Raw genomic sequence first — 24,926 nt, forward strand, 5'->3', positions numbered from 1 at the left:
TCATGGCGTATCAATTTGACTTTGTGCCGGTGCTGGCCAATACCGACCTGCTGCTACGCGGCGCGCTGTTCACCCTTGAGCTGACGGCTATCGGCACGATCCTCGGGGTGGCCTTGGGCACCGTCGGCGCCGTGGTGCGGGCATGGAAGATCCAGCCGTTTTCCTGGATCTTCGGGGTGTATGTCGAGTTGATCCGCAACACGCCGTTTCTGGTGCAGTTGTTCTTCATCTTCTTCGGCCTGCCGTCCCTGGGGCTGAGAATCACCGAGTGGCAAGCCGCCGTACTGGCGATGGTGATCAACCTGGGGGCGTACTCCACCGAGATCATTCGCGCCGGCATCCAGGCAGTCCCAAGCGGCCAGCTGGAAGCCGCAGCGGCATTGGCGATGACGCGTTTCGAGGCGTTCCGCCATGTGGTGCTGCTGCCGGCACTGGGCAAGGTGTGGCCGGCCTTGAGCAGCCAGATCATCATCGTGATGCTCGGCTCGGCGGTGTGTTCACAGATCGCCACCGAAGAGCTGAGCTTTGCCGCCAACTTTATCCAGTCGCGCAACTTCCGTGCCTTCGAAACCTATGCACTGACCACTCTGGTGTACCTGTGCATGGCGCTGATGATTCGCCAGTTGCTCAACTGGATCGGCCGTCGCTACGTAATGAGGAACAGCCGATGAGTGATTTCTCCTTCTGGGACATCGTGCGCAACCTCGCCACCGGCCTGCAATGGACCTTGCTGCTGTCGCTGGTGGCCTTTGTCGGCGGCGGCGTCATCGGGTTGTTGGTGATGACCCTGCGCATCAGCCGTAAAGCCTTCCCGCGCAATGTCGCGCGCACCTATATCGAGCTGTTCCAGGGCACGCCGCTGCTGATGCAGCTGTTCCTGGTGTTTTTCGGCATTGCGCTGCTGGGCGTGGATATCTCGCCCTGGCTGGCGGCGGCGATTGCCTTGACCCTGTTCACCAGTGCTTACCTGGCCGAGATCTGGCGCGGCTGCGTCGAATCGATTGCCCACGGGCAATGGGAAGCATCGGCCAGCCTGGCGCTTAACCCGCTTGAACAACTGCGCTACGTGATCCTGCCGCAAGCCCTGCGCATTGCCGTGGCGCCCACCGTGGGCTTCTCGGTGCAGGTGGTCAAAGGCACCGCCGTGACCTCGATCATCGGTTTTACCGAGCTGACCAAAACCGGCGGCATGCTCGCCAACGCTACCTTCGAGCCCTTTATGGTCTACGGCCTGGTGGCCCTCGGTTACTTCCTGCTCTGCTACCCCTTGTCCCTCAGTGCGCGCTACCTGGAAAGGAGACTGCATGCCTCTGCTTAGAATTTCCGCCCTGCATAAGTACTACGGCGATCACCACGTCCTCAAAGGCATCGACCTGACCGTTGAAGAAGGCCAAGTGGTGGCGATTATCGGCCGCAGCGGCTCAGGCAAGTCCACTTTGCTGCGGACCCTCAACGGTCTGGAATCGATCAACGACGGCGTGATTGAAGTCGATGGTGAATACCTCGACGCCGCCCGCGCCGACCTGCGCAGCCTGCGGCAGAAAGTCGGGATGGTGTTCCAGCAGTTCAACCTGTTCCCACACCTGACCGTGGGAGAGAACGTCATGCTCGCGCCACAAGTGGTGCAGAAAGTGCCCAAGGCCAAGGCCGCCCAGCTTGCCCGGCAGATGCTGGAGCGGGTCGGGCTGGGGGAAAAGTTTGACGCTTTCCCTGATCGCCTGTCCGGCGGCCAGCAGCAACGGGTGGCCATTGCCCGCGCGCTGGCCATGTCGCCCAAGGTGCTGCTGTGCGATGAAATCACCTCGGCGCTGGACCCGGAGCTGGTCAATGAAGTGCTCAGTGTGGTGCGCCAACTGGCCAAGGACGGCATGACCCTGATTATGGTGACCCACGAAATGCGCTTTGCGCGGGAAGTCGGGGACAAGCTGGTGTTCATGCATCAGGGCAAGGTGCATGAAGTGGGCGACCCCAAGACCTTGTTCGCAAACCCGAAGACGCCGGAATTCGCCAATTTCATTGGCTCGGTGGAACAACCGGGCTGACCGGTCAGCCGCCAGGCAACCATTCAAAGTGCCCCTGACCTTCGAAGACGGTCTCGTGGCGCACCGAAAAGGCATCGGGCGGCAGGTAAGTGTCGATCTCCACTTGCGCTGAAAAGCGTGTGCCGGTCAGCGGCCCCCCCCCGGCTTTGGCAATCAATACCTGGCCGGGCAGTAAATGCCCCAGGGCAGACGTGTCTGTTGATTGCATCGAGTAAAGTTCGACAGCGCGACCATCGACCAAGGCATGTTTGAGGGCCAGGGTGAAACTGCCCTGGCGCCCGAATCGAAAGCCTTGCGTCCCTGCCGGTACGCCGGTAAAGCGCAGGGCGACAACCCCGGGTTCGGCACACACGACGCTCAGTTGCAGGGTACGTTTGCCCAAAATAACCGGCTGGTTGCTGATCTGCTCATCCAGCAGTTCTGCGCGCCTGAGCATGCCGTAGTCGACCCTGGGCTGGCTGATCGAGAGGCGACAATCATTCGCCGAAGCATCCTGGGCAGCTATCGAGAGCATGAACAACAAGCCAAGCCCCAGGCACATTCGGCGGACGGGGTGCTGTACGGTTTTACTGGGCACGACAGACCGCCGAAGCCGTTTCATAGAGCTTGTCCTCTTGGGGTTGCGACTCAAGGTTCAGATGCAGCAAACACGCGCGCGTAGAGCCCGGCGGCGAAACGCTGAGGATTTGCCCGTCATCCATATTGTTCAAAAAGATCAGGCCCTCGCCCACCACATTGGTCAGGTAGGTATTGTCCGGGCCAAACACCGCAGAACCCTGGGGCAGAGGTGCACCTTGGTCATCGCGGACTTCAAGCAATACCCGACGAACATTCACCACCTGGAAATCCACGGTATTGAATGACCCGCGCCCAGCGGCGAGGATTTTGGTGCCGTTCTTGAGATCGACCCGCTTGGGCAAGGACTGGGTCTGCACTTCCAGACGGCTGGTGGTGTAAGCCGGCAAGCCGGGTATCACTGCATGCCCACGGTAGTCCGTCCACACCGGGCCTTGTGGGGTCGAGACCTTGGCCGCCGACACATCGCCCACCGACAGAACACCGAAGGTGTCCTGCACCTTATAGGGAGAAAAGGTCAGGCCGCGTTCGTGAGCCACCACGGCGCCTTGCAGTTGCCCGTTATAGCTGGTGCTCGTGGGCGTGCGATTCATGCCCAGGCCAACCCGGGTATAACGCGGTATCACATCGACGTTTGCGCGCACCGCTTGCTGGCGGTCCTGCAGATCCCGCTCAACGCCCACTTCGTAGTTCACATACTCATTGACCCGTTCGGACAACGCCGTGCCCATATCGGCGCGGCCATTGCGGCGACTGGCGTAGGATGTCAGGCGGCGATCGTCACCAAAGGGCACCGTGACCTGCAGGCGCAAGGACACCCCTTCCGGCGATACCTCATCACGCATACCCCGCTCACGGCTTGCGGTCTTGCGCCGCCGCGATGCGCCCACCTGCGAGTCGGCGATCAACGCCACATCGACCTGCCTGAAACCCTTGCTCCACGAGGCAAATACATTTTCGGCAAGCTGACCATCAAACTGGGTACTGCGTGCGTAGTTAACCGCAAAGGCCCCCAGGGTCGGGTCAGCCCAACTGAGGCCCGCCGTGTACTGATTCTGGAAGCGAGTCTGCAGCTCATCTTTTTTCAAGCGCCGGCCCGCTTCGAGGACATCCCGATAGCCTTGGCTTTGGGTCGTCGCGCTCAGGCTCATCTCAATACCCGCCACCAACGGGCTGCTCAGGGACAGGGAGCTGCGTCCGCCGTCCACACCCACCTCGCCATCGCGCGAGAGGTTATGCCGGGCACTGACAGTCACCCGCTGGAAAAACACGCTGCTAAAGGTGCCACCGGCCGAGTGATACTCATCGGTGCTCAATAAACCAAACCCAAGGGATGACTGCCTGCCCAGCCCCCAGGTGCCACTGCCCATGGCGACAGTCGGCGCCTCCCGACCATCACTCAGTTGTTCGCGCACCTTGCCCAGGGCGAAGTCAAAACCCGGAGTTACGCCAATGGCCGCACTGAAGGAGGCCGCCGGCACCACGAAACTGCGAGTGCCCCCCCGGGTGCCGATAACGCTGACTTCCAGGTCGCTGGTGCCATTGAGCAAGGGCAAGCCAGTCAGGCTGAACGGCCCCTCAGGCACCAACGTGGTATGAATCAGCGCGCCGGACTGGCGCACCTCGACACGCGCCTGGCTGTGGGCCACCCCCTCCACCACCACGCCATTACTGGCGCCGGTGCGCGATACGCCATCCGGAAACAGCTGAAAGCCCGACAGCTGAACCCCACCGAACACCGGACTTTGGGTAGAGATCTGGCCCACCTGGAACGTCGAGCGCAACGCGGCAATGTCACGCTGGGCGTAGGCCTGCACATGTTCGCTGCGACTTTTACCGTTATCAGAGATGAAGAACTGCCGACTGCGGACCACCCAATTACCCAGATTGAATCCCGCCTCGGTGTAAGCCGAAACGAACCGGCTGGGGCCACTGCGCGACTGGGTCTGAAACCCGAGCACATCGTAGTTGAACAACGCTGCCGCACCGCCCTCGGAAAAACTCCCCGCTTCCCATTCAGCCTCACGCAGGGACTGGGTAGGCACGACCAGAGCAACCTCTTCTCTGCCCGGCTGCAGCCTGACGATGGTCGCGGGGAACTCACCCATGAAATCGTGACACGCCTGATCGGCCGAAATGCCCGATTGCACGATTGCGGCGGGTACTTTGAGTCCGGCTTTTTCAAGCAGACCCTGGGTAAAGCACAGCTGTCCCTGATAATCGAAACGGGCCTCGACCAGACCCAGGGAGTTTCCGTTGACGCGCAGTCCCACTACCTGCATGCCCTCACGAAACCGCGCCGCACTGCGAAAGTAGTCGGAAACCTTCGGATCGATGCCATAGCTGGCCAAGACAGCCAGATCAAAGCCCTCCCCCAACTCGCCCGCCCAAGCAAAACCGGGGGCACCCCACAAGGCGGCCAACCCCAAGAAAAGCCCTGAGCGGCGGCCTACCGGGCTGGGTAGCGACTGATTAACCCTCATGGCCCAGTACATCTGCCTGGTAATCATCGACGGCAAAACCAAACACCGTGGCCGGCTGTAGCCGCACCGAGGTCACCTCGCTCACCGGCCCCTCGGTCTTGAGCGTCAACACCTCGCCGGGCAGGATATAAGTGCGGGGCAGCAAGCCGATTTGCTTCAGCGGATTAAGCTGTACCTCCAACCCCATCCGCACCACATAGGCACTGTCGTTATGTACGCTCAAGCGATCACCCTGGCGCTTCCACTTAAGCAGTTCCCAAGGTGCCTCGTGCCGGGGCAAACCTGCCGGGTGCAGGATCAACGGCAAGTTTTGACGCAGGGTGATACCAATGGTCGCACCACCGGGTTCACGCGCCTGGGGAATACCCTCAAAGGACACACGTTTGAGACGCTGAGTCTTGAGCGGTGTCTTCAAGGTACTGATAAACCGAACCAGTTGCGTCTCCTCTGGCTCCACGCGAGCAATGGGCGGGGTGACAATCAACAGGGTTTCAAGATCCTCGGGCACGTTTTCAATGACGGAGTGCAGTAATGCGGGAGTTGGATCGGTATTTTTGATATTAATCGTGGCTTCGCCATTTTCCTCATAAAGAATGACAACCGTGGTTTCAGGCAACATACCGTCGGCATAGGCTGTGCCGTACAATAGCAACGCCATACAGCACGATATAGAAACAATTATTCTTGAAAGACCGATCACCGAGTTCTCCCTGGAACACTTACAAATAAATAAACACTTGTAATCTCCCAGCCATGTAAAAACAGCCGATAACAAACCAGGGGCATGCTGACGACCTCTGCCTCGCATCGACTGTCATTCAAAAGGCTTAGATGTAATTCAGCACCAGGGTTGCGTGACCATCCAGTGTCACATTACCGGTGAGGTTCAGGTCAGCCGCGCGATTGATCACAGCTTTAACGGCAATAACACCGGAGAGCTGGGAGATCGCCGCTGGCGCATAGGGTGCGCCGTTACGCCAGGAGTGCTGACTGGGCGCCTGGGTCACCTTGCCGTCGCTGGCTTGCCAGGCAGCTGTCGTGCTTGAGCGTACGATCGGCCAAAGCGCCTGTCCGCTGGACGTCAAGTTCCTGAGGGTGACCGAATAGCCGCCGGTGCGCTTGCCACCGGGCGCGCCCAGGCCAAAGTTCTGGGCCTCGGTATAGTTTGCGCCCAATATGCCGGGGACTTTACTGAAGGCTCGCAAGTCAGTCACCGTCAAGCCAAACCTCGCAGGCGTTTGACCGCAATTGACGACCAGCGCTGTGGAGCGCTCCTCACGCGGGTTGAAATTCGTCCGGGACAATTCGGCGGCGCGAATCGTGCCATAGTCAATAACCCCGCCGGCGGTCACGCTGATACTGCAAGCTGCCGGAGTGATGGTGCCCTTGACGATCAGGTTGCCGGTCGGGTTGTTTGTAGCATAGGCGCCCACACTGGCAACCAGACACGCTACACCCACGGCCAAGCCAAATACTTTTTTCATGTTTTACCCATCATTAGAAGTTAACAGGCGTTACTAATTAAAGACTGAAAAGCTCCGCTTCCAAAACACGACACTCCCTGACATAAAAGCCCATAAGCAAGTAACACCACGGCATCATTGCCGGCGGGCAGTCTCGCTTGTTAGTGACCCAAAAAAGAATAGGAGAGCGCGCCAGCTATTGTCAGAATGCAATAAAAACGTAGTTACCGTTTTCGACTGCCCACGTAGTCATAAGCAAGAAATCGAACAGAACAACTCAACAACCTTGTAAGGAAAGTCAGTAGAGGATTTCTACAGGCATAATTTTAATATCTCTTACCTGGCTTAAAATTTATTCACTAGATCAAAATCGAACCGCCCTACAGCTCCAACGGGCATTGCCTCCTACACCCACAGGAACATTCCCGAAGCACAACGCGTTGGCGCCAGCGGTCGATCGTGGCACGATGGTCGGGTTATCGACCGAGACCCCCAAACCATGCCGCAATCCCAAGCCAAGAATCTGTCCCTGATCGCCGCCATCGACCTGGGCTCCAACAGCTTTCACATGGTCGTGGCCAAGGCCCAGAACGGCGAAATCCGCATCCTTGAGCGGCTCGGCGAGAAAGTTCAACTGGCTGCCGGCATCGACGACCAGCGCCAGCTCAATGAAGAATCAATGCAGCGCGGCCTCGACTGCCTCAAGCGTTTTGCCCAACTGATCAACGGCATGCCATTGGGCGCCGTGCGAATTGTCGGCACCAACGCCTTGCGTGAGGCGCGTAACCGTGTCGAATTCATCCGCCGCGCCGAAGAAATCCTCGGGCACCCGGTTGAAGTTATTTCCGGCCGCGAAGAAGCGCGCCTGATCTACCTGGGCGTGTCCCACACCCTGGCCGACACCCCCGGCAAGCGCCTGGTGGCGGATATCGGCGGCGGCAGCACCGAGTTCATCATCGGGCAAAGATTCGAGCCCTTGCTGCGCGAGAGCCTGCAAATGGGCTGCGTGAGCTTTACCCAGCGCTACTTCAAGGACGGCAAGATCACCCCGGCCCGCTACGCCCAGGCCTACACGGCGGCGCGGCTGGAGATCATGAGCATCGAGCACGCCCTGCACCGCCTGACCTGGGATGAAGCCATCGGCTCCTCCGGCACCATCCGCGCCATCGGCCTGGCCCTGAAAGCCGGCGGCCATGGCACCGGTGAGGTCAACGCCGAAGGCCTGGCCTGGCTCAAGCGCAAACTGTTCAAGCTGGGCGATGCCGAGAAAATCGACTTCGACGGCATCAAGCCCGACCGCCGCACCATCTTCCCGGCCGGCCTTGCGATTCTCGAAGCGATCTTCGACGCCCTCGAACTGCAACGCATGGACCACTGCGACGGCGCCCTGCGCGAAGGCGTGCTGTATGACCTGCTGGGCCGCCATCACCACGAAGACGTGCGTGAGCGCACCCTCACCTCCCTGATGGAGCGCTATCACGTCGACCTGGAACAAGCGGCCCGTGTGGAACGCAAAGCCCTGCACGCTTTTGACCAGGTGGCCGAGGACTGGGAGCTGGAAGACGGCGTCTGGCGCGAGCTGCTGGGCTGGGCGGCCAAGGTGCATGAAGTGGGCCTGGACATCGCCCACTACCATTACCACAAGCACGGCGCCTACCTGATCGAACACTCGGACCTCGCCGGCTTCTCCCGCGAAGACCAACAGATGCTCGCCCTGCTGGTGCGTGGCCATCGCCGCAACATTCCCAAGGACAAGTTTGCCGAATTCGGCGACGAAGGCATCAAACTGATCCGCCTGTGCGTGTTGCTGCGCTTTGCGATCCTGTTCCACCACATCCGTGGCACCCAGGAAATGCCCCAAGTCACCCTGCGCGCGCACGGTGACAGCCTGGACGTGGTATTCCCCAAAGGCTGGCTGGATGAAAACCAGCTGACCCAGGCAGACTTTGCCCAGGAAGCGGAGTGGCTGACGCGGGTTGGGTTCAGCCTGAACCTGCGCTAAAGGACACTGCAAAAACACCTGTGGGAGCGGGCTTGTTGTGGCGAGCGGGCTTGCCCCGCGTTGGGCTGCGAAGCGGCCCTAAAACCAAACGCCGCATTCTGTCAGACAGAATGCGGCGTTTTTATTGGGGCTGCTTCGCAGCCCAACGCGGGGCAAGCCCGCTCGCCACAAAGCCACTCCACATTTCAGACCCTGTCGGTTTTTAATTCACCGCAAGAATCGGGCTACCCAGCTTCTCCAGCAGCGTCGCCTGCGCACTGCGCGGGTTCTGGTTGCCGGTCGGCGTGTTGCGCACGTAGCGCCCGTCCGATTGCAGGCTCCAGCTATGGGTGTTGTCGGTGAGGTAGCTTTCGAGCTCCTTCTTGACCCGCATGATCAGCTTCTTGCCTTCCACCGGGAAGCAGGTCTCCACACGCTTGTCGAGGTTGCGCTCCATCCAGTCGGCACTGGAGAGGAACATCTGCTCTTCGCCGCCGTTGAGGAAGTAGAACACCCGCGTGTGCTCCAGGAAGCGGCCGATGATCGAGCGCACATGGATGTTATGCGACACACCCACAATGCCCGGGCGCAGGCAGCACATGCCACGCACCACCAGGTCGATGCGCACACCGGACTGGCTGGCCTTGTACAGCGCGCGGATGATCTTCGGATCGGTCAGCGAGTTGAACTTGGCAATGATGTGCGCCGGCTTGCCGTCGAGGGCGAACTGGGTTTCGCGGGCAATCATGTCGAGCATGCCCTTCTTGAGCGTGAACGGCGCGTGCAGCAGCTTCTTCATGCGCAAGGTCTTGCCCATGCCGATCAGCTGGCTGAACAACTTGCCGACGTCCTCACACAAGGCGTCGTCAGAGGTGAGTAAGCTGTAGTCGGTGTAGAGCTTGGCGTTGCCGGCGTGGTAGTTGCCGGTGCCCAAGTGGGCGTAACGCACAATCTCGCCGGCCTCGCGGCGCAGAATCAGCATCATTTTGGCGTGGGTCTTGAAGCCAACCACGCCGTAGATCACCACCGCACCGGCCGCTTGCAGGCGGCTGGCCAGTTGCAGGTTGGACTCTTCGTCAAACCGCGCACGCAACTCGATCACCGCCGTGACTTCCTTGCCGTTTCGCGCGGCGTCTACCAGCGCATCGACGATTTCCGAGTTGGCGCCGGAGCGGTACAGAGTCTGGCGCACCGCCAGAACATGCGGGTCTTTGGCGGCCTGGCGCAGCAGGTCGACCACTGGCGTGAAGGACTCGAACGGGTGCAACAGCAGGATGTCCTGCTTGCTCACCACACTGAAAATGTTCTCGCTGTTTTGCAGCAGTTTCGGAATCTGCGGTGTGAACGGCGTGTATTGCAGCTCCGGGTGGCTGTCCAGGCCGGTGATGCTGAACAGACGGGTCAGGTTCACCGGGCCATTGACCTGGTACAACTCGGACTCGGCCAGGTTGAACTGCTTGAGCAGGTAGTCCGACAGGTGTTTGGGACAGGTGTCGGCCACTTCCAGGCGTACCGCGTCGCCGTAACGGCGCGAGAACAGCTCCCCGCGCAGGGCACGGGCCAAGTCTTCGACGTCTTCGGAGTCCAGCGCCAGGTCGGCGTTACGGGTCAGGCGGAACTGGTAGCAGCCCTTGACCTTCATGCCCTGGAACAGGTCATCGGCGTGCGCGTGGATCATCGAAGACAGGAATACATAGTTATCGCCAGCGCCCCCTACTTCTTCCGGTACCTTGATGATCCGTGGCAACAGACGCGGCGCCGGGATGATCGCCAGGCCAGAATCGCGACCGAAAGCGTCGATGCCTTCCAGCTCGACGATAAAGTTGAGGCTCTTGTTGACCAGTAACGGGAACGGGTGCGTCGGGTCGAGGCCGATCGGGGTGATGATCGGTGAAATCTCGTCACGGAAGTAGCGGCGCACCCAGGTCTTGATCTTGGTGGTCCAGTGACGACGACGGATGAAGCGGACCTGATGTTTTTCAAGTTCCGGCAGCAGGATGTCGTTGAGGATCGCGTACTGGCGGTCCACATGGCCGTGCACCAGCTCGCTGATGCGCGCCAGGGCCTGATGCGGCTGCAGGCCGTCGGCACCGGCCTGTTCGCGGGCAAAGGTGATTTGTTTTTTGAGGCCGGCCACGCGGATCTCGAAGAACTCGTCCAGGTTGCTGGAGAAGATCAGCAGGAATTTCAGCCGCTCCAGCAGCGGGTAGGACTCATCCAGCGCCTGCTCCAGCACGCGGATGTTGAATTGCAGTTGTGACAGCTCACGATGGATGTACAGGCTGCTGTCATCCAGGTTGGTCACCGCCGCCACCGGGGCCGGCGCGGGCGCCTCAGCCACCACGGCAGGCGCAGCCGGTTCCAGCTCCGGTGGGGTTTCGGCGATTTGTTCAACCACCGGGTGAGCGTCTTTTACAGCCACTTCGGAGAGTCCTTCGGTATTCATCGAGTGTTCCTGTGAGGGCTATTGTTGCTCTCTAAGCAATTGGGCGGCGCGGGCGGCGAAGTAGGTCAGAATGCCATCAGCGCCCGCACGTTTAAAGGCAGTCAGGGATTCGAGGATCACCCCTTCACTCAACCAACCATTCTGGATCGCGGCCATGTGCATGGCGTATTCACCGCTGACCTGATAGACAAAGGTCGGCACCTTGAATTCCTCTTTGACCCGATAAAGGATGTCCAGGTACGGCATCCCGGGCTTGACCATCACCATGTCGGCGCCTTCGGCCAGGTCGGCCGCCACTTCGTGCAGCGCTTCATGGCTGTTGGCCGGGTCCATCTGGTACGAAGCCTTGTTGGCCTTGCCCAGGTTCAACGCCGAACCCACCGCATCGCGGAACGGGCCGTAATAGGCGCTGGCGTACTTGGCCGAGTAGGCCATGATGCGCACATTGACGTGGCCGGCCAGTTCCAGGGCTTCGCGAATCGCCTGGATGCGGCCGTCCATCATGTCCGACGGCGCCACCACCTGGGCGCCTGCCGCCGCATGGGACAAGGCCTGCTTGACCAGCGCATCGACAGTGATGTCGTTCTGAACATAACCGTCTTCGTCGAGAATGCCATCCTGGCCGTGGGTGGTGAACGGGTCCAGCGCCACGTCGGTGATCACACCCAGTTCCGGGAACCGCTCACGCAAGGCACGGGTGGCGCGCTGGGCGATGCCATCCGGGTTCCAGGCTTCGGCGGCGTCGAGGGACTTGAGCTCAGCCGGTGTCACCGGGAACAGTGCCAGCGCCGGAATCCCCAGTTCAACCCAACCAGCCGCCTCTTCCAGCAGCAAATCAATGGTCAAGCGCTCCACACCCGGCATCGATGCCACGGCTTCCCGACGATTTTCGCCGTCCAGCACAAACACCGGCAGGATCAGATCATTCGTCGTCAGTACGTTTTCACGTACAAGGCGGCGCGAAAAATCATCACGGCGATTGCGTCGCAGACGGGTGGCGGGGAACAGGCGATTGGCAGGGGTAAAGCTCACGACAGACTCCTGAGCCCGCGTTTACGGGCGAGCGTTGCAGTTATAAGCGGCCATTATGACGAAGGAATGACAGTTGTGCTTATCGATGCGACCTGTAGTCGCATTCGTCGTTTATGTAGGAATTGTTCACTTCGTGACACATCTCGATACTTTCATGAATGTTCACGAAGGCGTAGGCTGCGCGTTCATTTCGCCAGCACCCCAGACCATGCTTCAACAATTTCTGCATGACTTCGGCTACTTTGCGCTCTTCCTGGGCACCTTCTTTGAAGGCGAAACCATTTTGGTTCTCGCAGGCTTCCTGGCGTTCCGTGGCTATATGGATATCAACCTGGTGGTGGTGGTTGCCTTTTTTGGCAGCTACGCCGGCGACCAGCTGTGGTATTTCCTGGGGCGCAAACACGGGCGCAAGCTGCTGGCGCGCAAGCCGCGCTGGCAATTGATGGGCGACAAGGCCCTGGAGCACATCCGCAAGCACCCGGATATCTGGGTGCTGAGCTTCCGCTTCGTGTATGGATTGCGCACCGTGATGCCGGTGGCGATTGGCCTGTCGGGCTACCCGCCGGCTCGCTACTTGATCCTCAACGGCATCGGCGCCGCCGTCTGGGCCGCGGCCCTGGGCGCTGCGGCCTACCACTTCGGCGCAGTGCTGGAAGGCATGCTCGGCAGCGTCAAGAAATACGAGCTGTGGGTGCTGGGGGCATTGCTGCTGTTGGGCTTTGGCCTGTGGCTGCGCCGGCGCTTCAAGAATGCGCGTATCGCCCGCGAAGCCTGTGCCGAGGCCAAGGCCCGGCTGGCTGCCGAGCAGGCCACGGAGCAACCGCCTAAGACGCCAGTCGAGTAAGCCGGCTTCTGCAACAGTAGAGGCCGATCGCACTGAGCAAGCTGTAACTGAGCAGGCCCAACCAGCCCAGGCTGCTGGCCGGCCACAAGCCGACCAGCGGCGCCAGCCACACCAGCGGCACATTCAGCCCCAGGCGCACCAGCTCGGCTTTCAGCGCCCACGGGCGGTTCTCCAGGGCCACGCCCAAGCTGAACAGCCCCAGCGCCATGGCACTCCAGCCCAACACCAGCGCCGCCGTGGGCAGCCCTTCGCCGAAATTCATCAAATAACTGCCGAACCCTACATACGCCGCAAATTGCAGCGCAATGTAGACCTGCTGGCGCGCATCCAGCGGCACCTCGAATTTACGGAACTGGCTCAAGTCGGGCTTGGCCATCGGGTACTTGGCTTTCACGTCCGCCGGGCGCCAGCCGGTGCGCATGAACCAGATGCGCAGCTTGTCCCACCCGCTCTCAGTGCGCCGCGCGTCACTCCACAACTGTGCATAAAACTGCAGGTTGGCCCATAGCGGGTTCCAACTGGCCAGCGGCGTGGTCACGCCAAAGATCACCGGTTCATTTTCGTCTTCTTCCTGGAAGCTGCCGAACAGGCGGTCCCAAATAATGAACACCCCGCCGTAGTTGCGATCCATGTAGAGAGCGTTCTGCGCATGGTGGGCCCGATGATTGGACGGCGTGACAAAGAACCACTCGAACCAGCCAAGTTTGGGCACATGGCGGGTATGCACCCAGAATTGATACAGAAGATTAAGCGAGGCCACACTGATAAACACCACCAGCGGCACACCCAGCACGGCCAGGGGCAGGTAGAAGACCCAGCTCAGCAGGAAGCCGGTGCTGGTCTGGCGCAGGGCGGTGGTGAGGTTGTAGTCCTCGCTCTGGTGATGCACCGAGTGCGCGGCCCACAGGATGTTGCGCTCATGGCCGCAGCGGTGCAGCCAGTAGTAGCAGAAGTCGTAGAACACAAAGGCGAACACCCAGGTCCACACGCTGTGGGCCGACAGTTCGATCAGCGCCAGGTGCTTGAGGGCAAACGCGTAGGTCAGCAGGCCCACGCCTTTGGTCAACAACCCGGTGGTGGTGGACAGCACACCGGTGCTGAGGCTGTTGATAGCGTCCGCGACCCGATAATTGCGTTCACCGCGCCAGCGATCGGCCAGCAGCTCGACCACAATCAGGGCAATGAAAAACGGTACCGCGTAAGGCACGAAGTCCATGGGCTAGTCCGATGTTTTTTTGTTACATCAAGATTAGGTGTAGCGGCAGGAGATCCCATTGGCAACAGGTGACAAATTAGTAGACATTTAACGCCACAAAAGAGGAGAGATGCCCATGAGCAAAAAGATTGCAGTGATCCTTTCCGGCTGCGGCGTGTACGACGGCGCAGAGATCCACGAAAGCGTGATCACGCTGCTGCGCCTGGATCAGCGCGGCGCTCAGGTTCAATGTTTTGCGCCAGATATTGCGCAGTTGCACGTCATCAACCACCTCACCGGTGAAGAGATGCCCGAGTCGCGCAATGTGCTGGTGGAGTCGGCGCGCATCGCTCGAGGTGAAGTGAAGGATATTCGTGAAGCCAGCGCCGACGAGTTCGACGCACTGATCGTGCCCGGCGGGTTTGGCGCAGCGAAGAATCTCTCGAACTTTGCCGTGGAAGGCGCCGGGTGCAGCGTCAACCCGCATGTGCTGGCACTGGCTGAAGCCTTTGCCGAAGCCGGCAAGCCTGTTGGGTTGATCTGCATCTCGCCGGCCCTGGCGGCAAAGATCTACGGCCCCGGCGTGACGTGCACCATCGGCAACTGCCCCGACACGGCGGCCGCCCTGGACAAGATGGGCGCCACTCATCAGGAGTGCGCAGTCGAGGATATCGTCGAGGACCAGGCGCGCAAGCTGGTGAGCACACCGGCCTACATGCTCGGCAAGCGCATCAGCGAGGTCGCGTCAGGCATCAACAAGCTGGTGGATCGGGTGCTGGAACTGACCCACGAGAATGATTAATCCACCTTCATCAAACGCGTGAGGATACGGTCCAGCGCATTGGCAAACGCCTGCTTGTCCTTTTCGCCATGGGGCGGCGGGCCGCCGCCCATCTGGCCCTGCTCACGCAGGTCGGTGAACAGGTTGCGCACCGCCAGTCGCTCACTCATGTTCGACGGGCTGAACTCCTTGCCGCGTGGGTCGAGGGCCGTGACGCCCTTCTTCACCAGACGGTCGGCCAACGGCACGTCGCTGCAGATCACCAACTCACCGGGCACGGCGTGCTCCACCAGATAGTCATCCGCCGCGTCCGGGCCGCTGGGCACCACGATCAGCTTCACACAGGCAAAGCCCGGCTTGATCTGGCTCTGGCCCGCCACCAGCACCACGTCGAACTGGCGCTTGAGGGCGAACTTCACCACTTGGTCCTTGGCCGCCCGTGGGCAGGCGTCTGCATCGATCCACACGCGCATGCTTATGCAACCACTCGGCGTTTCTCGGCCAGGCGGCTGCGGCCGTACAGCACCACAATCGCCAGGATCGCCACAGCCTGCGCACTCAACGAGTACGCGTCGGCATGAATGCCCAGCCAGTCGAAGTCAAAGAACGCCACCGGCCGTGTGCCGAAGATGCCCGCTTCCTGCAATGCCTTGACGCCATGCCCGGCGAACACCACCGACAACGCGCACAGCAGCGCCGCATTGATACCGAAGAACAACGCCAGCGGCAGTTTCGCTGAACCGCGCAGGATCACCCACGCCAAACCAACCAGCAGCACCAACGCCGTGGCGCCGCCGGCCAATACCGCGTTGTGCCCGGCAGGACCCGCCTGCAGCCACAGGGTTTCGTAGAACAGGATCACTTCGAACAGCTCGCGGTATACCGAGAAAAACGCCAGCATCGCAAAACCGAAACGGCCACCGCCGCCGACCAGGCTGCTCTTGATGTAATCCTGCCAGGCCGCCGCGTGGCGTCGGTCATGCATCCACACGCCCAGCCACAGCACCATCACACTGGCGAACAGCGCCGTGCAGCCTTCGAGTAATTCGCGCTGGGCGCCGCTCACGTCGATCACATACGCCGCCAGTGCCCAGGTCGCCAAGCCGGCCAGCAGCGCCAAGCCCCAGCCGACGTTGACACTGCGCACCGCCGATTGCTGGCCGGTATTACGCAGGAACGCCAGGATCGCCGCCAGTACCAGGATCGCCTCCAGGCCTTCGCGCAGCAGGATCAGCAAACCGGAGATGTAGCTCAGCGACCAGCTCAGGCCATCACTGCCCAACAATCCGGCGGATTCGGTGAGTTTGCCCTTGGCCACGTCCAGGCGCTGTTGCACCTGCTCGACCGGCAGGCCGTCCTGCAACGACTGCCGGTAGGCCATCAAGGCTTTCTCGGTGTCTTTACGCACGTTGGCGTCGACGTTATCCAGGGAGCTTTCTACCAGCTCGAAGCCTTCCAGGTACGCTGCGACTGAAAGGTCATAGGCCTGTTCGCGATCGCCGTTACGGAACGCGGCGAGGCTCTTGTCCAAGGTGGTTGCGGTGTAGTCGAGCAACTGCGCCGGGCCACGCTTGACCTGCGGCGGCTGCGCACGCTGGGCGCGGAACGTCGCGGCAGCGGCCGGGCCATTTGCGGCCAATACCTCATTGGGCGTCTGGCGCGCCAGGTCGGCGAGATTGAACGGCTGTTCGGATTTTGCCGCAGCGGGGTCAGCGGTGAAGCTGGCGATATAGGTGGCCAGGTCCCAGCGCTGACGATCGTCCAACTGATCGGCGAAGGACGGCATGTCGGTGCCTTCAACACCCAGGCCCAACGTGTTGTAAATCGCGTAGAGACTCAGGCGGTCCAGACGTACCGCATCGCGCAGGTTCGCTGGCGGCGGCGTCATGCCCGTGGACGCCGGGCCATCACCCGCACCGGCGGTACCGTGGCACACCGAGCAGTGCTGGGCGTACAGCGGCGCACCCCGCGCAGGGTCTGGCGTGATAGCCGGCGCCTGGCTGACTTCATAGGCCACCGCCAACTTGGCGCCCAACTGGCGGGCTTGGCGGGCGACGAGTACGCCGTCCTGGTGAGCGGATACAGCCGCTAACAATTCGTCGACGCCTTTGACCAACTCCGCGCGCTCCGGCCTTTGCGGCAACTCGGCCACCAGGCCCTGCAACACGCCGAGAAACTCTATTTGTTCGCGGTATTCCGATTCATCGATAACCTTGCCCGCCTCCACCGTCGGGGGGTAGTCAGCACCAATGTAGTCCAACAGATGCAGGGCTTGTGGGGCGCCCTCGGCAGTCGCGGCCAGCAGGTTGAAACTGCACGACATCAAGGCTGGCAGCAGCAACCAGGCGAGAAAACGGATGGGGGCAATCATGAATGAATCTCAAAGGGAAATACGAAGTAACACATTGTTAAATTTTAAAGGGTTTGACTCAAGGTGTTAGTGATTTGGCGCAGGTGAGCCCTGTGCATTAAAGGGGCAAGTAATGGCATATGAACGCGACTTGCAGCAGCAAAAAGCCATTGTTTTGCCAGCAATGACGCCTATAATGCCGCGCCCTGTTATTGCGAAAGGGAATTTATATCCTCGTTTTTATGAGGAATTTGCACATCAGCCGATCACTCTCAGGGAAGAAGTTTGCATGGCATTTCGCGCCTTAGCCCCGCTCACACTGGCGGCGGTTACCTTGCTCTCCGGTTGTTCAATGTTTCGCAGCTACGACACCGAGCTGCAAGCCACCAACCAGCAGCTGGCCACCGGTAACGTCGACGGCGCCCTGACCCTGCTGGAAAAGAACAACACCGGCGAAGACAAGGACCTGCTCTACTTCTTTGAAAAGGGCGAGTTGTTGCGCGCCAAGGGCGACCTCACCGGCAGCCAGACCGCCTGGCGCAGCGCCGACCTGCAAGTGTTCAAGTGGGAAGAGTCGGTCAAGTTCGACAGCGAAAAGTACCTCGCCCAGTTCGGCAGTTTCCTGGTTAACGACAAGGTGCGTCGCTACGAAGGTTATGACTACGAAAAAGTCATGCTGACCACCCAGATGGCCCTGAACCTGCTGGCCCTGAATGATTTCGACGGCGCCCGTACCGAAATCAAGAAGACCCACGAGCGCGAAGCCGTGATTGCCGACCTGCGGGACAAGGAATACCTCAAGCGCGAGAACGAAGCCGAGCGCCAGGGCGTCACTACCCAGGTCAAGGACCTGCGCGGCTACCCGATTGAAGCACTGGACGCGCCGGAAGTGGTCGGCCTCAAGAACAGCTACCAGAGTGCGTTCAGCCATTACCTGGCAGGCTTTGTCTACGAAGCCCTGGGTGAAAGAGACCTGGCCGCACCGGGCTATCGCAAGGCCGCCGAGTTGCGCCCCAATACGCCGCTGTTGGAACAAGCGTTGCTGGACCTGGACAAGTCCAAGGTCGGCGCCGACGAGACCGACGTACTGATCGTGGTGCAGAGCGGCCTGGCACCGGCGCGAGATTCGATCCGCCTGCCGCTGCCAATTCCGATTGACGGCCATTTGGTGATCACCCCGCTCTCGTTCCCGGTGATCAAGGCCGACACCTCCACCCAGGCTTTCGGCCAGATCGGCGTCGACGGCAAGCAACAGAACCTAACCGTGCTCAATAGCACCACCGCCATGTCCCGCCGTGCCCTGCGTGACGACATGCCGGGGATCATCCTGCGCACCACCGTGCGGGCCGTCAGCCGTGGCGTGACGCAAAACAACCTGAACAAGACCAACCCCATGGCGGGCCTGGTGCTGGGCATCGCCTCGGCGGTGACCGAAGGCGCCGACACCCGCACCTGGCGCACGCTGCCGGACATGACCCAGGTGACACGCCTGCGCCTCAAGCACGGCGAGCACCAGGTCAGCCTGCCCAATGCCCTGGGCGGCACACGGGTGACGGTCAAGGCTGACCAGCGCTATCAGGTGATCACCCTGCGCGTGGTCGGCAACCAGGTGTTCGCCGCTGGCCTTGCAGCTCATGTGGTTCCGAGCACTTCCACCCAGGCTATCGCCCTCAAACAACCTTAAGGAGCACGTTATGCGTCATTTCATCCTCGGCGCCCTGGCGCTGGTCCTGCTCGCCGGCTGCGCCACCCCGCCGCCACCGGAGCCCGGCAGTGCCGCCAGCAAGATCGTGGTGATGGGCAAGTTCAAGGGCATCGCCGTCGGCGCCATCCGCGTGGCCCGCGAAAATGGCTTCCTCACCGCCAAGGTGCAGTTGAGCAACATCACCAGCAGCAACCAGATGATGTATTACCGCTTCGCCTGGCTGGGCGCCGACGGCTTCCCGGTGGGCGATGAAGAAACCTGGAAAGTGCTGAACCTGTACGCCAACCAGGCGACTTTCCTGCCGGCCATCGCCAACCTGCCCCAGGCCGCTGACTTCCGTCTCGAAGTGAAAACCCCTTGAGCCGCTGCGCTAACCGTATTCAGAGAGATTTCCCCATGTTTGCACGCTTCTCGATTCTCGCCCTCGTTGCCCTTCTGGCCAGCGGTTGCTCCAACACCTCGCCGGTACTCGGCGGCAAGAACATCAGCTATGGCGACTCCAAGGCCGTGGAGCTGGTGACCAACGAGTTCGGCTCCACCGACCTGCAGATGATCGCCGAGAGCATGACCCGCTCCCTGGCCCAGTCCGGCATCCTGCAAGGCCGCCCAGTGGTGCAGGTGTACGACGTGAAGAACAAGACCAGCGAGTACATCGATACCCGCGAGATCACCACGTCGATCAAGACCCAGTTGATGAAAACCGGCACCGCGCGTTTCGCCAGCGATAACACCGACATGCAAAGCCAGGTCGACCAGCTCAAGCTGCAAAACCAGAGCGGCCTGTACAAAAAATCCACGGTGAGCAAAACCGGCAACATGGTTGCCGCCAAGTACCGCCTGGAAGGTTCCATCAGCTCCATCGTCAAGCGCAGCTCGGACTACAAGGACGTGTTCTACAAGTTCAGCCTGCAGTTGATCGACGTTGAAAGCGGCCTGGCCGAATGGATGGACGAGAAAGAAATCCGCAAGACCACGGAGCGCTAAGCAATGCGTGCATGGATCGGCATGATCGGCCTGCTGTGCGCCTTTGGCGTCTCGGCCGCCCCGAAGATCGCGGTCACCGACCTGGCGTACGAGGCGCGAGTCGAGGAGTACATCCACGCGGTGTCGGCCAGCAACAATTTCCAGGCCAGTGGCTACAGCGCCAGCGGAGCTTCGAGCTACAGCGAGTACGAGAGCCGCACCAGCTACATCGAACAGGCCGAGCTGCGTAAATTCAGCAGCGATATCAAGGGCGAGATCCTCAAGTCGCACCAGTTTCAGCTGGTGCAGGGTACGCCCTACACCGCCGACGCAAAAGGTGACGTCTATGACGTGATCAAACGCATCAAGGCCGGTAACTTCAAGGGCGCGGACTATGTGCTGTTCGGCACCCTGTCAGATATCGACTTCACCCAGGACATCAACGCCCTGGACCACACCAACAGCTACTCGGCGGTGCTGGGCCTGACGCTGGTGGCCGATTTCAGCCTGATCAATACGCGAACCTTCGAGATCACCTCGGCGTTTACCGCCATGGGTGAGGGCCAGGACACCAAGCTGGTGAACAACCGTGACGTGCGCGTGAGCCTGAACCGGCCGCGTGTGGTGCGGGAAGTGTCGAAAGCGCTGGGTGAGGACGTGGCGCGCCAACTGGCGGAGCAACTGGGCGGTGGCTACCAAGACCCGGGCAAGCCTGCACTGCGCAATAACCTGCCAAGGGATGAAGCGCCGAAGATTCTGCGCTGAGCCGTCATCTCAAAGCCAACACATAACAAATGTGGGAGCTGGTTTCGTCAATCAAGCCGTTGCGCGATGCAAGCTGGCGAGAAACCCCGCCGCTCCCACAAACAATCCGGCAAACGTTCGATTCATGCGTTTCTGCTGCTTGGGCGTACGCAGCAACCGCAAGACTTTCGACGCAAGCCCCGTGTAGCCCGCCATTACGATCATGTCGACGCTGATCATGGTTGCGCCCAGGATCAGGTACTGGACCAGCAGCGGCGCCTGCGGGTTCACGAACTGCGGCAGAACCGCCAGCATGAACACCAACGCCTTGGGGTTGCTCGCGTTGACCAGGAAGCCACGGAATATCATCGCCATTGGCTTGCCGATCGGGCGTATCGTCGCATCCTCGCTCATGTCCATCGGTAGGGCGCGCCACTGTTTGATGGCCAAATACACCAGGTACGCCACACCAAACCACTTGATCGCATAAAACGCGGTCGAAGACGCCGCAAGAATGGCACCCAGCCCACCCGCCACCACGGCGATCTGCATCGCCAGGCCCAACTGCAGGCCAATGGCGTTCCAGTAGCCGCGCAGGAAACCGTATTGCAGGCCGCTGGACATCGAAGCGATGGCACCGGCGCCGGGGGAAAGGGAGATGATCCAACTGGCCAGGAAAAAGGCCAGCCATGTGTCGAGTGCCATTACACACCTCAGAAGGGAGTTTGCGAGTAAGGCTTAAGCTAACTCCGCCGACCGAAGACTGGCTATAGATTTTTACACGACGTGAATGCTAGCGGTCGCCTGGAAACACGTGGGTACCTGGCCAACGCCGCACCGAGCGCTGAAAGAACAGGCTGTTTGGCACCTGCACCATCGCATTGTCAGTGCCGGCCTCCTCCACCTCAATGAGTGTGGTGTAGAGCAGGTTGATCGCCACCACCCGGCCTTTTACACCCGGCTTGTCGACCGTATCCACCAGCTCGACGATATCACCGAGGCGAAACGGCCCGACGGTAAAGATCAAAATCGCACACAGCAGGTTGGACAGTACCGACCACATGGCAAAAAACGCCACGGCCGCGACTGCGACAAACCCCGACAGCGCCGTCCACAACACAGTGGCGGACACGCCCAGGCGCTCCAGCACAAAAATCAGCGCACTGCCCATGATCAGCCAGCGCAGGCCGCCACGCAGTGGCATCAGCAACTGAGGCGGCAACGGGTAGCGTTCACCCAGGCGATTCAGGACTTTGGCCACGAAGCGCTGGGCGAAATAACCCGCCAGCAGGATCAGCAGGATTTGCACACCCACCCAGACCGGGGCGATCCATTGTGCCGGCAGCGGTAACTGCAACGCTTCCATCAGGACAGCGCCTCCAGCTCCGCTTGCAAGGTTTCGAGCACTTCGAGGGCTTCCATCCAGGCCTCCTCCAACTGCCCTTCGCGCACCTTGAGCTTGGCTTGTTCGGCCAGCAGGTCGCGCAGTTCGTCCTTGCGCGCCGCCTCGTAGACAGCGCTGTCGCCCAAGCTGGTTTCGATCTTTGCCAGGCGCTCATGCACCTTGCCCAGCTCGGCTTCCAGCTTGTCGGCTTCGCGCTTGTGCGGCGCCAACTGCTGGCGCAGGGCGGCGGCTGCCTGGCGCTGGGCCTTCTTGTCGGTTTTGTCGGGGTTGACCGGCGTATTACTCACGGGCGCGTTGCGCAGGCGGTAATCAGTCAGCCAACGCGCATAGTCATCCAGGTCGCCGTCGAACTCTTCAACCTTGCCGTCAGCCACCAGCAGAAAGTTGTCGGTGGTGCTCTTGAGCAAGTGGCGATCGTGAGACACAACAAGCACCGCACCACTGAACTCCTGCAGGGCCATGGTCAGCGCCAGGCGCATCTCCAGGTCCAGGTGGTTGGTCGGTTCGTCGAGCAGCAGCAGGTTCGGCCGGTCCCAGGCAATCAATGCCAAGGCAAGACGGGCCTTTTCGCCGCCGGAGAAATTCAGTACCGGCTCATCAATGCGTGCGCCACGGAAATCGAAACCGCCAAGGAAGTCACGCAGCGTTTGTTCGCGCTCGGTCGGCGCCAGACGCTGCAGGTGCAGCAACGGGCTGGCCTTGGAGTCCAGAGAGTCCAACTGATGCTGGGCGAAGTAGCCCACCACCGTGTTCTCGCCACGGGTCAGGCGGCCGGCCAAAGGCTCAAGCTCGCCGGACAGGTTCTTGATCAGCGTCGATTTGCCCGCGCCGTTAGGGCCAAGCAAACCGATGCGCGCACCCGGTGTGAGCTGCAGCTTGACCTTCTCCAGGATGGTTTTGTCGCCATAACCCAGGCGTGCATCCGAGAGATCCAGCAAGGGGCTGGAGATTTTCACCGATTCACGGAATACAAAGTCGAACGGCGAATCGACATGGGCCGCCGACAGCTCTTCCATGCGCTCCAGCGCCTTGATCCGGCTCTGGGCCTGGCGGGCCTTGGTGGCCTGGGCCTTGAACCGGGCGATGTAGCTTTCCATGTGCGCACGTTGCGCCTGCTGCTTTTCGAAGGCCTGTTGCTGCTGGGCCAGACGCTCGGCGCGCGCGCGTTCGAACGCGGTGTAGCCGCCACGGTACAGCGTGATCTTCTTCTGTTCGACGTGGGCGATGTTATCGACCACGGCATCGAGGAAGTCCCGGTCGTGGGAAATCAGCAACAAGGTGCCCTGATAGTTCTTGAGGAAGTCTTCCAGCCACAGGATCGCATCGAGGTCCAAGTGGTTGGTCGGTTCGTCGAGCAGCAGCAAGTCCGACGGGCACATCAGTGCCTGGGCCAGGTTCAGGCGCATGCGCCAGCCACCGGAGAAGTCGGCGACCGGGCGATCCATCTGTTCGTTGGTAAACCCAAGGCCAGCCAGCATCTTGCGGGCGCGGGCATCGGCGGTGTAGCCGTCGGCACTGTCCAGCTCCGAGTGCAGGCGGGCCTGTGCGGCGCCGTCCTGGGCTTTCTCGGCCTCGGCGAGGTCGTGTTGCACCTGGCGCAGGCGCAGGTCGCCATCGAGCACGTAGTCGATCGCAATGCGGTCGAGGGTGTCGATCTCCTGGCGCATATGGGCAATGCGCCAGTCGGCCGGCAGCAAGCAGTCCCCGGAATCCGGGGTCAGCTCACCCAGCAACAGGGCGAACAACGTGGATTTGCCGGCGCCGTTGGCACCGATCAGGCCGGCTTTGTGACCGGCGTGCAGGGTCAGCTCGGCGTCTTCAAGAAGACGTTGCGGGCCACGCTGTAATGTTAGGCTTTGAAGTCGGATCATAATGGCGGCGGAGTCTACCAGCTTCGTTGCCCGCTGGCTTGGGTGTGAATATGTGCGCTGACCTGTGGAGCTTTGCCCTATCGATTTACGCCCGCCCAGGGTGCGAAGCCGCTTGCCTGCGCTTGCAGGAACAAGGCGCGGATGTGTGCCTGTTGCTCTGTGGTGCGTGGCTGGAACGGCGCGGCGTAGCGCTTGAGCCTGCGCGCATTCACGCGCTGCAACAGCTTGCACGCCCATGGCAAAAAACGGTGGTCGAACCGTTACGACAGATGCGCATGCAATGGCGAGCCCTGGCGCAACAGGATGTGCCTCTGGCGGCATTACGCGAGCGAGTCAAAGCTTTGGAGCTGGAGGCCGAACGGGAATTATTAGCGCGCCTGGAAGCGTTGGCGCAGGCATGGCCGACTGGGGAAGTGAGTCAACCGAAATGGCTTGAAGGCTTGGCGACCGAAGCCGCCAACCTTGACCACGACGCGCTGCAGCAGCTGCGCGTCGTGGCCACCCGCACTTAGGAAGCGCTGGTTGGGGTGGTGCTTGGCGCTACCGGTGCAGGCGTGCTGCTGGCCGATGCGGTTGGAGCGCTGGACGCTGCCGGGGTAGCAGGCGCGGCTGCCGGAGTTGCTGGCTTGGCCGGAGCAGGCTTGGCAACGGCCGGTTTAGCGGCAGCAGGTTTGGCAGCTGGCTTAACCGCTGGTTTGGCAGCAGCCGGTTTGGCAACTGGCTTGGCCGCTGGTTTGGCAGCAGCGGGTTTAGCCACTGGCTTGGCGGCTGGTTTTGCAGCAGCAGTTTTAGCAGCTGGCTTGGCCGCTGGTTTTGCAGCAGCAGTTTTAACAGCTGGCTTGGCGGCTGGCTTTGCAGCAGCGGTTTTAGCAGCTGGCTTGGCCGCTGGTTTTGCAGCAGCAGTTTTAGCCACTGGCTTGGCCGCCGGTTTTGCAGCAGCAGTTTTAGCCACTGGCTTGGCCGCTGGCTTTGCAGCAGCGGTTTTAGCAGCTGGCTTGGCCGCTGGCTTTGCAGCAGCGGTTTTAGCAGCTGGCTTGGCCGCTGG

General features: G+C 60.9%; 24 protein-coding genes. 11 read left to right on the plus strand and 13 right to left on the minus strand.

The genetic code is table 11. From position 1 onward, the window contains the following. Positions 1–2: 2 nt before the first annotated feature. Genes BFP92_RS27035 through BFP92_RS27045 form a run of 3 tightly spaced genes read left to right on the plus strand, consistent with a single transcriptional unit; the run spans position 3 to position 2,042 of the window. On the plus strand, positions 3–671 hold the full coding sequence (locus BFP92_RS27035) for an amino acid ABC transporter permease (RefSeq protein WP_065931854.1): 669 nt from the start codon (positions 3–5) through the stop codon (positions 669–671). Further along, a complete protein-coding gene (locus tag BFP92_RS27040) occupies positions 668–1,318 on the plus strand; it encodes an amino acid ABC transporter permease (RefSeq protein ID WP_065931855.1) in 651 nt (216 codons plus the stop codon). The genes BFP92_RS27035 and BFP92_RS27040 overlap by 4 nt, the downstream gene beginning before the upstream one ends. Continuing rightward, positions 1,305–2,042, plus strand: a complete 738-nt coding sequence (locus tag BFP92_RS27045; RefSeq protein ID WP_017135248.1) for an amino acid ABC transporter ATP-binding protein — start codon at positions 1,305–1,307, stop codon at positions 2,040–2,042. Before BFP92_RS27040 ends, BFP92_RS27045 begins: the two co-directional genes overlap by 14 nt. A 4-nt stretch (positions 2,043–2,046) precedes the next feature. Here BFP92_RS27045 and BFP92_RS27050 read toward each other — a convergent pair whose 3' ends face one another. The 4 genes from BFP92_RS27050 to BFP92_RS27065 all read right to left on the minus strand — a co-directional run bounded on the left by BFP92_RS27050 (position 2,047) and on the right by BFP92_RS27065 (position 6,585). Continuing rightward, positions 2,047–2,556, minus strand: coding sequence for a DUF1120 domain-containing protein (locus BFP92_RS27050; RefSeq protein WP_342356507.1), 510 nt, complete (start codon positions 2,554–2,556; stop codon positions 2,047–2,049). 52 nt (positions 2,557–2,608) lie between these two features. Next, positions 2,609–5,101, minus strand: coding sequence for a fimbria/pilus outer membrane usher protein (locus BFP92_RS27055; protein WP_065931932.1), 2,493 nt, complete (start codon positions 5,099–5,101; stop codon positions 2,609–2,611). Further along, on the minus strand, positions 5,091–5,801 hold the full coding sequence (locus tag BFP92_RS27060) for a fimbria/pilus chaperone family protein (protein WP_256122264.1): 711 nt from the start codon (positions 5,799–5,801) through the stop codon (positions 5,091–5,093). The genes BFP92_RS27055 and BFP92_RS27060 overlap by 11 nt, the downstream gene beginning before the upstream one ends. A 127-nt stretch (positions 5,802–5,928) precedes the next feature. Beyond that, positions 5,929–6,585 carry a DUF1120 domain-containing protein gene (locus BFP92_RS27065; RefSeq protein ID WP_065931857.1) on the minus strand — a complete coding sequence of 219 codons (657 nt, stop codon included), beginning with the start codon at positions 6,583–6,585 and terminating at the stop codon, positions 5,929–5,931. Between the two features lie 478 nt (positions 6,586–7,063). Between BFP92_RS27065 and ppx the strand changes: the two genes are divergently transcribed. After that, the gene (gene ppx / locus BFP92_RS27070) at positions 7,064–8,566 is read left to right on the plus strand and encodes an exopolyphosphatase (RefSeq protein ID WP_065931858.1); all 1,503 of its coding nucleotides are present in this window, start codon (positions 7,064–7,066) and stop codon (positions 8,564–8,566) included. A 202-nt stretch (positions 8,567–8,768) separates the two neighbouring features. On the opposite strand, the gene ppk1 is transcribed toward ppx, so the two are convergent. Both ppk1 and hemB read right to left on the minus strand, forming a co-directional pair. Further along, complete coding sequence (ppk1, locus tag BFP92_RS27075) at positions 8,769–10,991, minus strand: polyphosphate kinase 1 (protein ID WP_017135242.1); 2,223 nt, start codon at positions 10,989–10,991, stop codon at positions 8,769–8,771. An 18-nt stretch (positions 10,992–11,009) separates the two neighbouring features. Then, positions 11,010–12,023 (minus strand): porphobilinogen synthase, encoded by a 1,014-nt coding sequence (gene hemB / locus BFP92_RS27080; RefSeq protein WP_065931859.1) that lies wholly within the window; start codon positions 12,021–12,023, stop codon positions 11,010–11,012. Between the two features lie 208 nt (positions 12,024–12,231). Between hemB and BFP92_RS27085 the strand changes: the two genes are divergently transcribed. Next, positions 12,232–12,867, plus strand: a complete 636-nt coding sequence (locus BFP92_RS27085; protein ID WP_065931934.1) for a DedA family protein — start codon at positions 12,232–12,234, stop codon at positions 12,865–12,867. On the opposite strand, the gene BFP92_RS27090 is transcribed toward BFP92_RS27085, so the two are convergent. Then, complete coding sequence (locus BFP92_RS27090; protein WP_065931860.1) at positions 12,848–14,083, minus strand: sterol desaturase family protein; 1,236 nt, start codon at positions 14,081–14,083, stop codon at positions 12,848–12,850. The genes BFP92_RS27085 and BFP92_RS27090 overlap by 20 nt on opposite strands. A 115-nt stretch (positions 14,084–14,198) precedes the next feature. Between BFP92_RS27090 and elbB the strand changes: the two genes are divergently transcribed. Next, entirely contained in the window at positions 14,199–14,864 is a 666-nt protein-coding gene (gene elbB / locus BFP92_RS27095; RefSeq protein WP_065931861.1) for an isoprenoid biosynthesis glyoxalase ElbB, read from the plus strand. Here elbB and BFP92_RS27100 read toward each other — a convergent pair. Both BFP92_RS27100 and BFP92_RS27105 read right to left on the minus strand, forming a co-directional pair. Next, entirely contained in the window at positions 14,861–15,316 is a 456-nt protein-coding gene (locus BFP92_RS27100) for a YaiI/YqxD family protein (RefSeq protein WP_065931862.1), read from the minus strand. The genes elbB and BFP92_RS27100 overlap by 4 nt on opposite strands. A gap of 2 nt (positions 15,317–15,318) precedes the next feature. After that, on the minus strand, positions 15,319–17,214 hold the full coding sequence (locus tag BFP92_RS27105; RefSeq protein ID WP_065931863.1) for an FTR1 family protein: 1,896 nt from the start codon (positions 17,212–17,214) through the stop codon (positions 15,319–15,321). 268 nt (positions 17,215–17,482) lie between these two features. Between BFP92_RS27105 and BFP92_RS27110 the strand changes: the two genes are divergently transcribed. The 4 genes from BFP92_RS27110 to BFP92_RS27125 are packed head-to-tail and all read left to right on the plus strand — an operon-like array spanning position 17,483 to position 20,626. Then, positions 17,483–18,877 (plus strand): COG3014 family protein, encoded by a 1,395-nt coding sequence (locus tag BFP92_RS27110; RefSeq protein WP_065931864.1) that lies wholly within the window; start codon positions 17,483–17,485, stop codon positions 18,875–18,877. A gap of 10 nt (positions 18,878–18,887) precedes the next feature. Beyond that, a complete protein-coding gene (locus tag BFP92_RS27115) occupies positions 18,888–19,259 on the plus strand; it encodes a YcfL family putative periplasmic lipoprotein (protein ID WP_008439304.1) in 372 nt (123 codons plus the stop codon). A gap of 35 nt (positions 19,260–19,294) precedes the next feature. Further along, positions 19,295–19,882, plus strand: coding sequence for a penicillin-binding protein activator LpoB (gene lpoB, locus BFP92_RS27120; RefSeq protein WP_017135234.1), 588 nt, complete (start codon positions 19,295–19,297; stop codon positions 19,880–19,882). Positions 19,883–19,885: 3 nt separating this feature from the next. Further along, on the plus strand, positions 19,886–20,626 hold the full coding sequence (locus BFP92_RS27125; protein WP_065931865.1) for a penicillin-binding protein activator LpoB: 741 nt from the start codon (positions 19,886–19,888) through the stop codon (positions 20,624–20,626). 51 nt (positions 20,627–20,677) lie between these two features. Here BFP92_RS27125 and BFP92_RS27130 read toward each other — a convergent pair whose 3' ends face one another. The 3 genes from BFP92_RS27130 to BFP92_RS27140 all read right to left on the minus strand — a co-directional run bounded on the left by BFP92_RS27130 (position 20,678) and on the right by BFP92_RS27140 (position 23,881). Next, positions 20,678–21,310, minus strand: coding sequence for a LysE family transporter (locus tag BFP92_RS27130; RefSeq protein ID WP_065931866.1), 633 nt, complete (start codon positions 21,308–21,310; stop codon positions 20,678–20,680). Between the two features lie 88 nt (positions 21,311–21,398). After that, the gene (locus BFP92_RS27135) at positions 21,399–21,971 is read right to left on the minus strand and encodes a mechanosensitive ion channel family protein (protein ID WP_065931867.1); all 573 of its coding nucleotides are present in this window, start codon (positions 21,969–21,971) and stop codon (positions 21,399–21,401) included. Then, positions 21,971–23,881, minus strand: coding sequence for an ATP-binding cassette domain-containing protein (locus BFP92_RS27140; protein WP_065931868.1), 1,911 nt, complete (start codon positions 23,879–23,881; stop codon positions 21,971–21,973). The genes BFP92_RS27135 and BFP92_RS27140 overlap by 1 nt, the downstream gene beginning before the upstream one ends. 50 nt (positions 23,882–23,931) lie before the next feature. Between BFP92_RS27140 and BFP92_RS27145 the strand changes: the two genes are divergently transcribed. Continuing rightward, a complete protein-coding gene (locus BFP92_RS27145) occupies positions 23,932–24,393 on the plus strand; it encodes a TIGR02444 family protein (RefSeq protein ID WP_065931869.1) in 462 nt (153 codons plus the stop codon). Here BFP92_RS27145 and BFP92_RS32235 read toward each other — a convergent pair. After that, the coding region (locus BFP92_RS32235) for a hypothetical protein (RefSeq protein WP_239694330.1) at positions 24,390–24,926 on the minus strand (537 nt) is incomplete at its 5' end. The two genes, BFP92_RS27145 and BFP92_RS32235, sit on opposite strands and share 4 nt — an antisense overlap.

This window comes from Pseudomonas sp. 58 R 3, from assembly GCF_900006605.1.
Classification (GTDB): domain Bacteria; phylum Pseudomonadota; class Gammaproteobacteria; order Pseudomonadales; family Pseudomonadaceae; genus Aquipseudomonas; species Aquipseudomonas salomonii.

What these genes read in the sequence shown, in the direction of transcription:
- BFP92_RS27035 (WP_065931854.1), top strand. Translation starts at nt 3, where the DNA reads ATGGCGTATCAATTTGACTTTGTGCCGGTGCTGGCCAATACCGACCTG.
- BFP92_RS27040 (WP_065931855.1), top strand. Translation starts at nt 668, where the DNA reads ATGAGTGATTTCTCCTTCTGGGACATCGTGCGCAACCTCGCCACCGGC.
- BFP92_RS27045 (WP_017135248.1), top strand. Translation starts at nt 1,305, where the DNA reads ATGCCTCTGCTTAGAATTTCCGCCCTGCATAAGTACTACGGCGATCAC.
- BFP92_RS27050 (WP_342356507.1), bottom strand. Translation starts at nt 2,556, where the DNA reads ATGCTCTCGATAGCTGCCCAGGATGCTTCGGCGAATGATTGTCGCCTC.
- BFP92_RS27055 (WP_065931932.1), bottom strand. Translation starts at nt 5,101, where the DNA reads ATGAGGGTTAATCAGTCGCTACCCAGCCCGGTAGGCCGCCGCTCAGGG.
- BFP92_RS27065 (WP_065931857.1), bottom strand. Translation starts at nt 6,585, where the DNA reads ATGAAAAAAGTATTTGGCTTGGCCGTGGGTGTAGCGTGTCTGGTTGCC.
- ppx (WP_065931858.1), top strand. Translation starts at nt 7,064, where the DNA reads ATGCCGCAATCCCAAGCCAAGAATCTGTCCCTGATCGCCGCCATCGAC.
- ppk1 (WP_017135242.1), bottom strand. Translation starts at nt 10,991, where the DNA reads ATGAATACCGAAGGACTCTCCGAAGTGGCTGTAAAAGACGCTCACCCG.
- BFP92_RS27085 (WP_065931934.1), top strand. Translation starts at nt 12,232, where the DNA reads ATGCTTCAACAATTTCTGCATGACTTCGGCTACTTTGCGCTCTTCCTG.
- BFP92_RS27090 (WP_065931860.1), bottom strand. Translation starts at nt 14,083, where the DNA reads ATGGACTTCGTGCCTTACGCGGTACCGTTTTTCATTGCCCTGATTGTG.
- elbB (WP_065931861.1), top strand. Translation starts at nt 14,199, where the DNA reads ATGAGCAAAAAGATTGCAGTGATCCTTTCCGGCTGCGGCGTGTACGAC.
- BFP92_RS27100 (WP_065931862.1), bottom strand. Translation starts at nt 15,316, where the DNA reads ATGCGCGTGTGGATCGATGCAGACGCCTGCCCACGGGCGGCCAAGGAC.
- BFP92_RS27105 (WP_065931863.1), bottom strand. Translation starts at nt 17,214, where the DNA reads ATGATTGCCCCCATCCGTTTTCTCGCCTGGTTGCTGCTGCCAGCCTTG.
- BFP92_RS27110 (WP_065931864.1), top strand. Translation starts at nt 17,483, where the DNA reads ATGGCATTTCGCGCCTTAGCCCCGCTCACACTGGCGGCGGTTACCTTG.
- BFP92_RS27115 (WP_008439304.1), top strand. Translation starts at nt 18,888, where the DNA reads ATGCGTCATTTCATCCTCGGCGCCCTGGCGCTGGTCCTGCTCGCCGGC.
- lpoB (WP_017135234.1), top strand. Translation starts at nt 19,295, where the DNA reads ATGTTTGCACGCTTCTCGATTCTCGCCCTCGTTGCCCTTCTGGCCAGC.
- BFP92_RS27125 (WP_065931865.1), top strand. Translation starts at nt 19,886, where the DNA reads ATGCGTGCATGGATCGGCATGATCGGCCTGCTGTGCGCCTTTGGCGTC.
- BFP92_RS27130 (WP_065931866.1), bottom strand. Translation starts at nt 21,310, where the DNA reads ATGGCACTCGACACATGGCTGGCCTTTTTCCTGGCCAGTTGGATCATC.
- BFP92_RS27135 (WP_065931867.1), bottom strand. Translation starts at nt 21,971, where the DNA reads ATGGAAGCGTTGCAGTTACCGCTGCCGGCACAATGGATCGCCCCGGTC.
- BFP92_RS27140 (WP_065931868.1), bottom strand. Translation starts at nt 23,881, where the DNA reads ATGATCCGACTTCAAAGCCTAACATTACAGCGTGGCCCGCAACGTCTT.
- BFP92_RS27145 (WP_065931869.1), top strand. Translation starts at nt 23,932, where the DNA reads ATGTGCGCTGACCTGTGGAGCTTTGCCCTATCGATTTACGCCCGCCCA.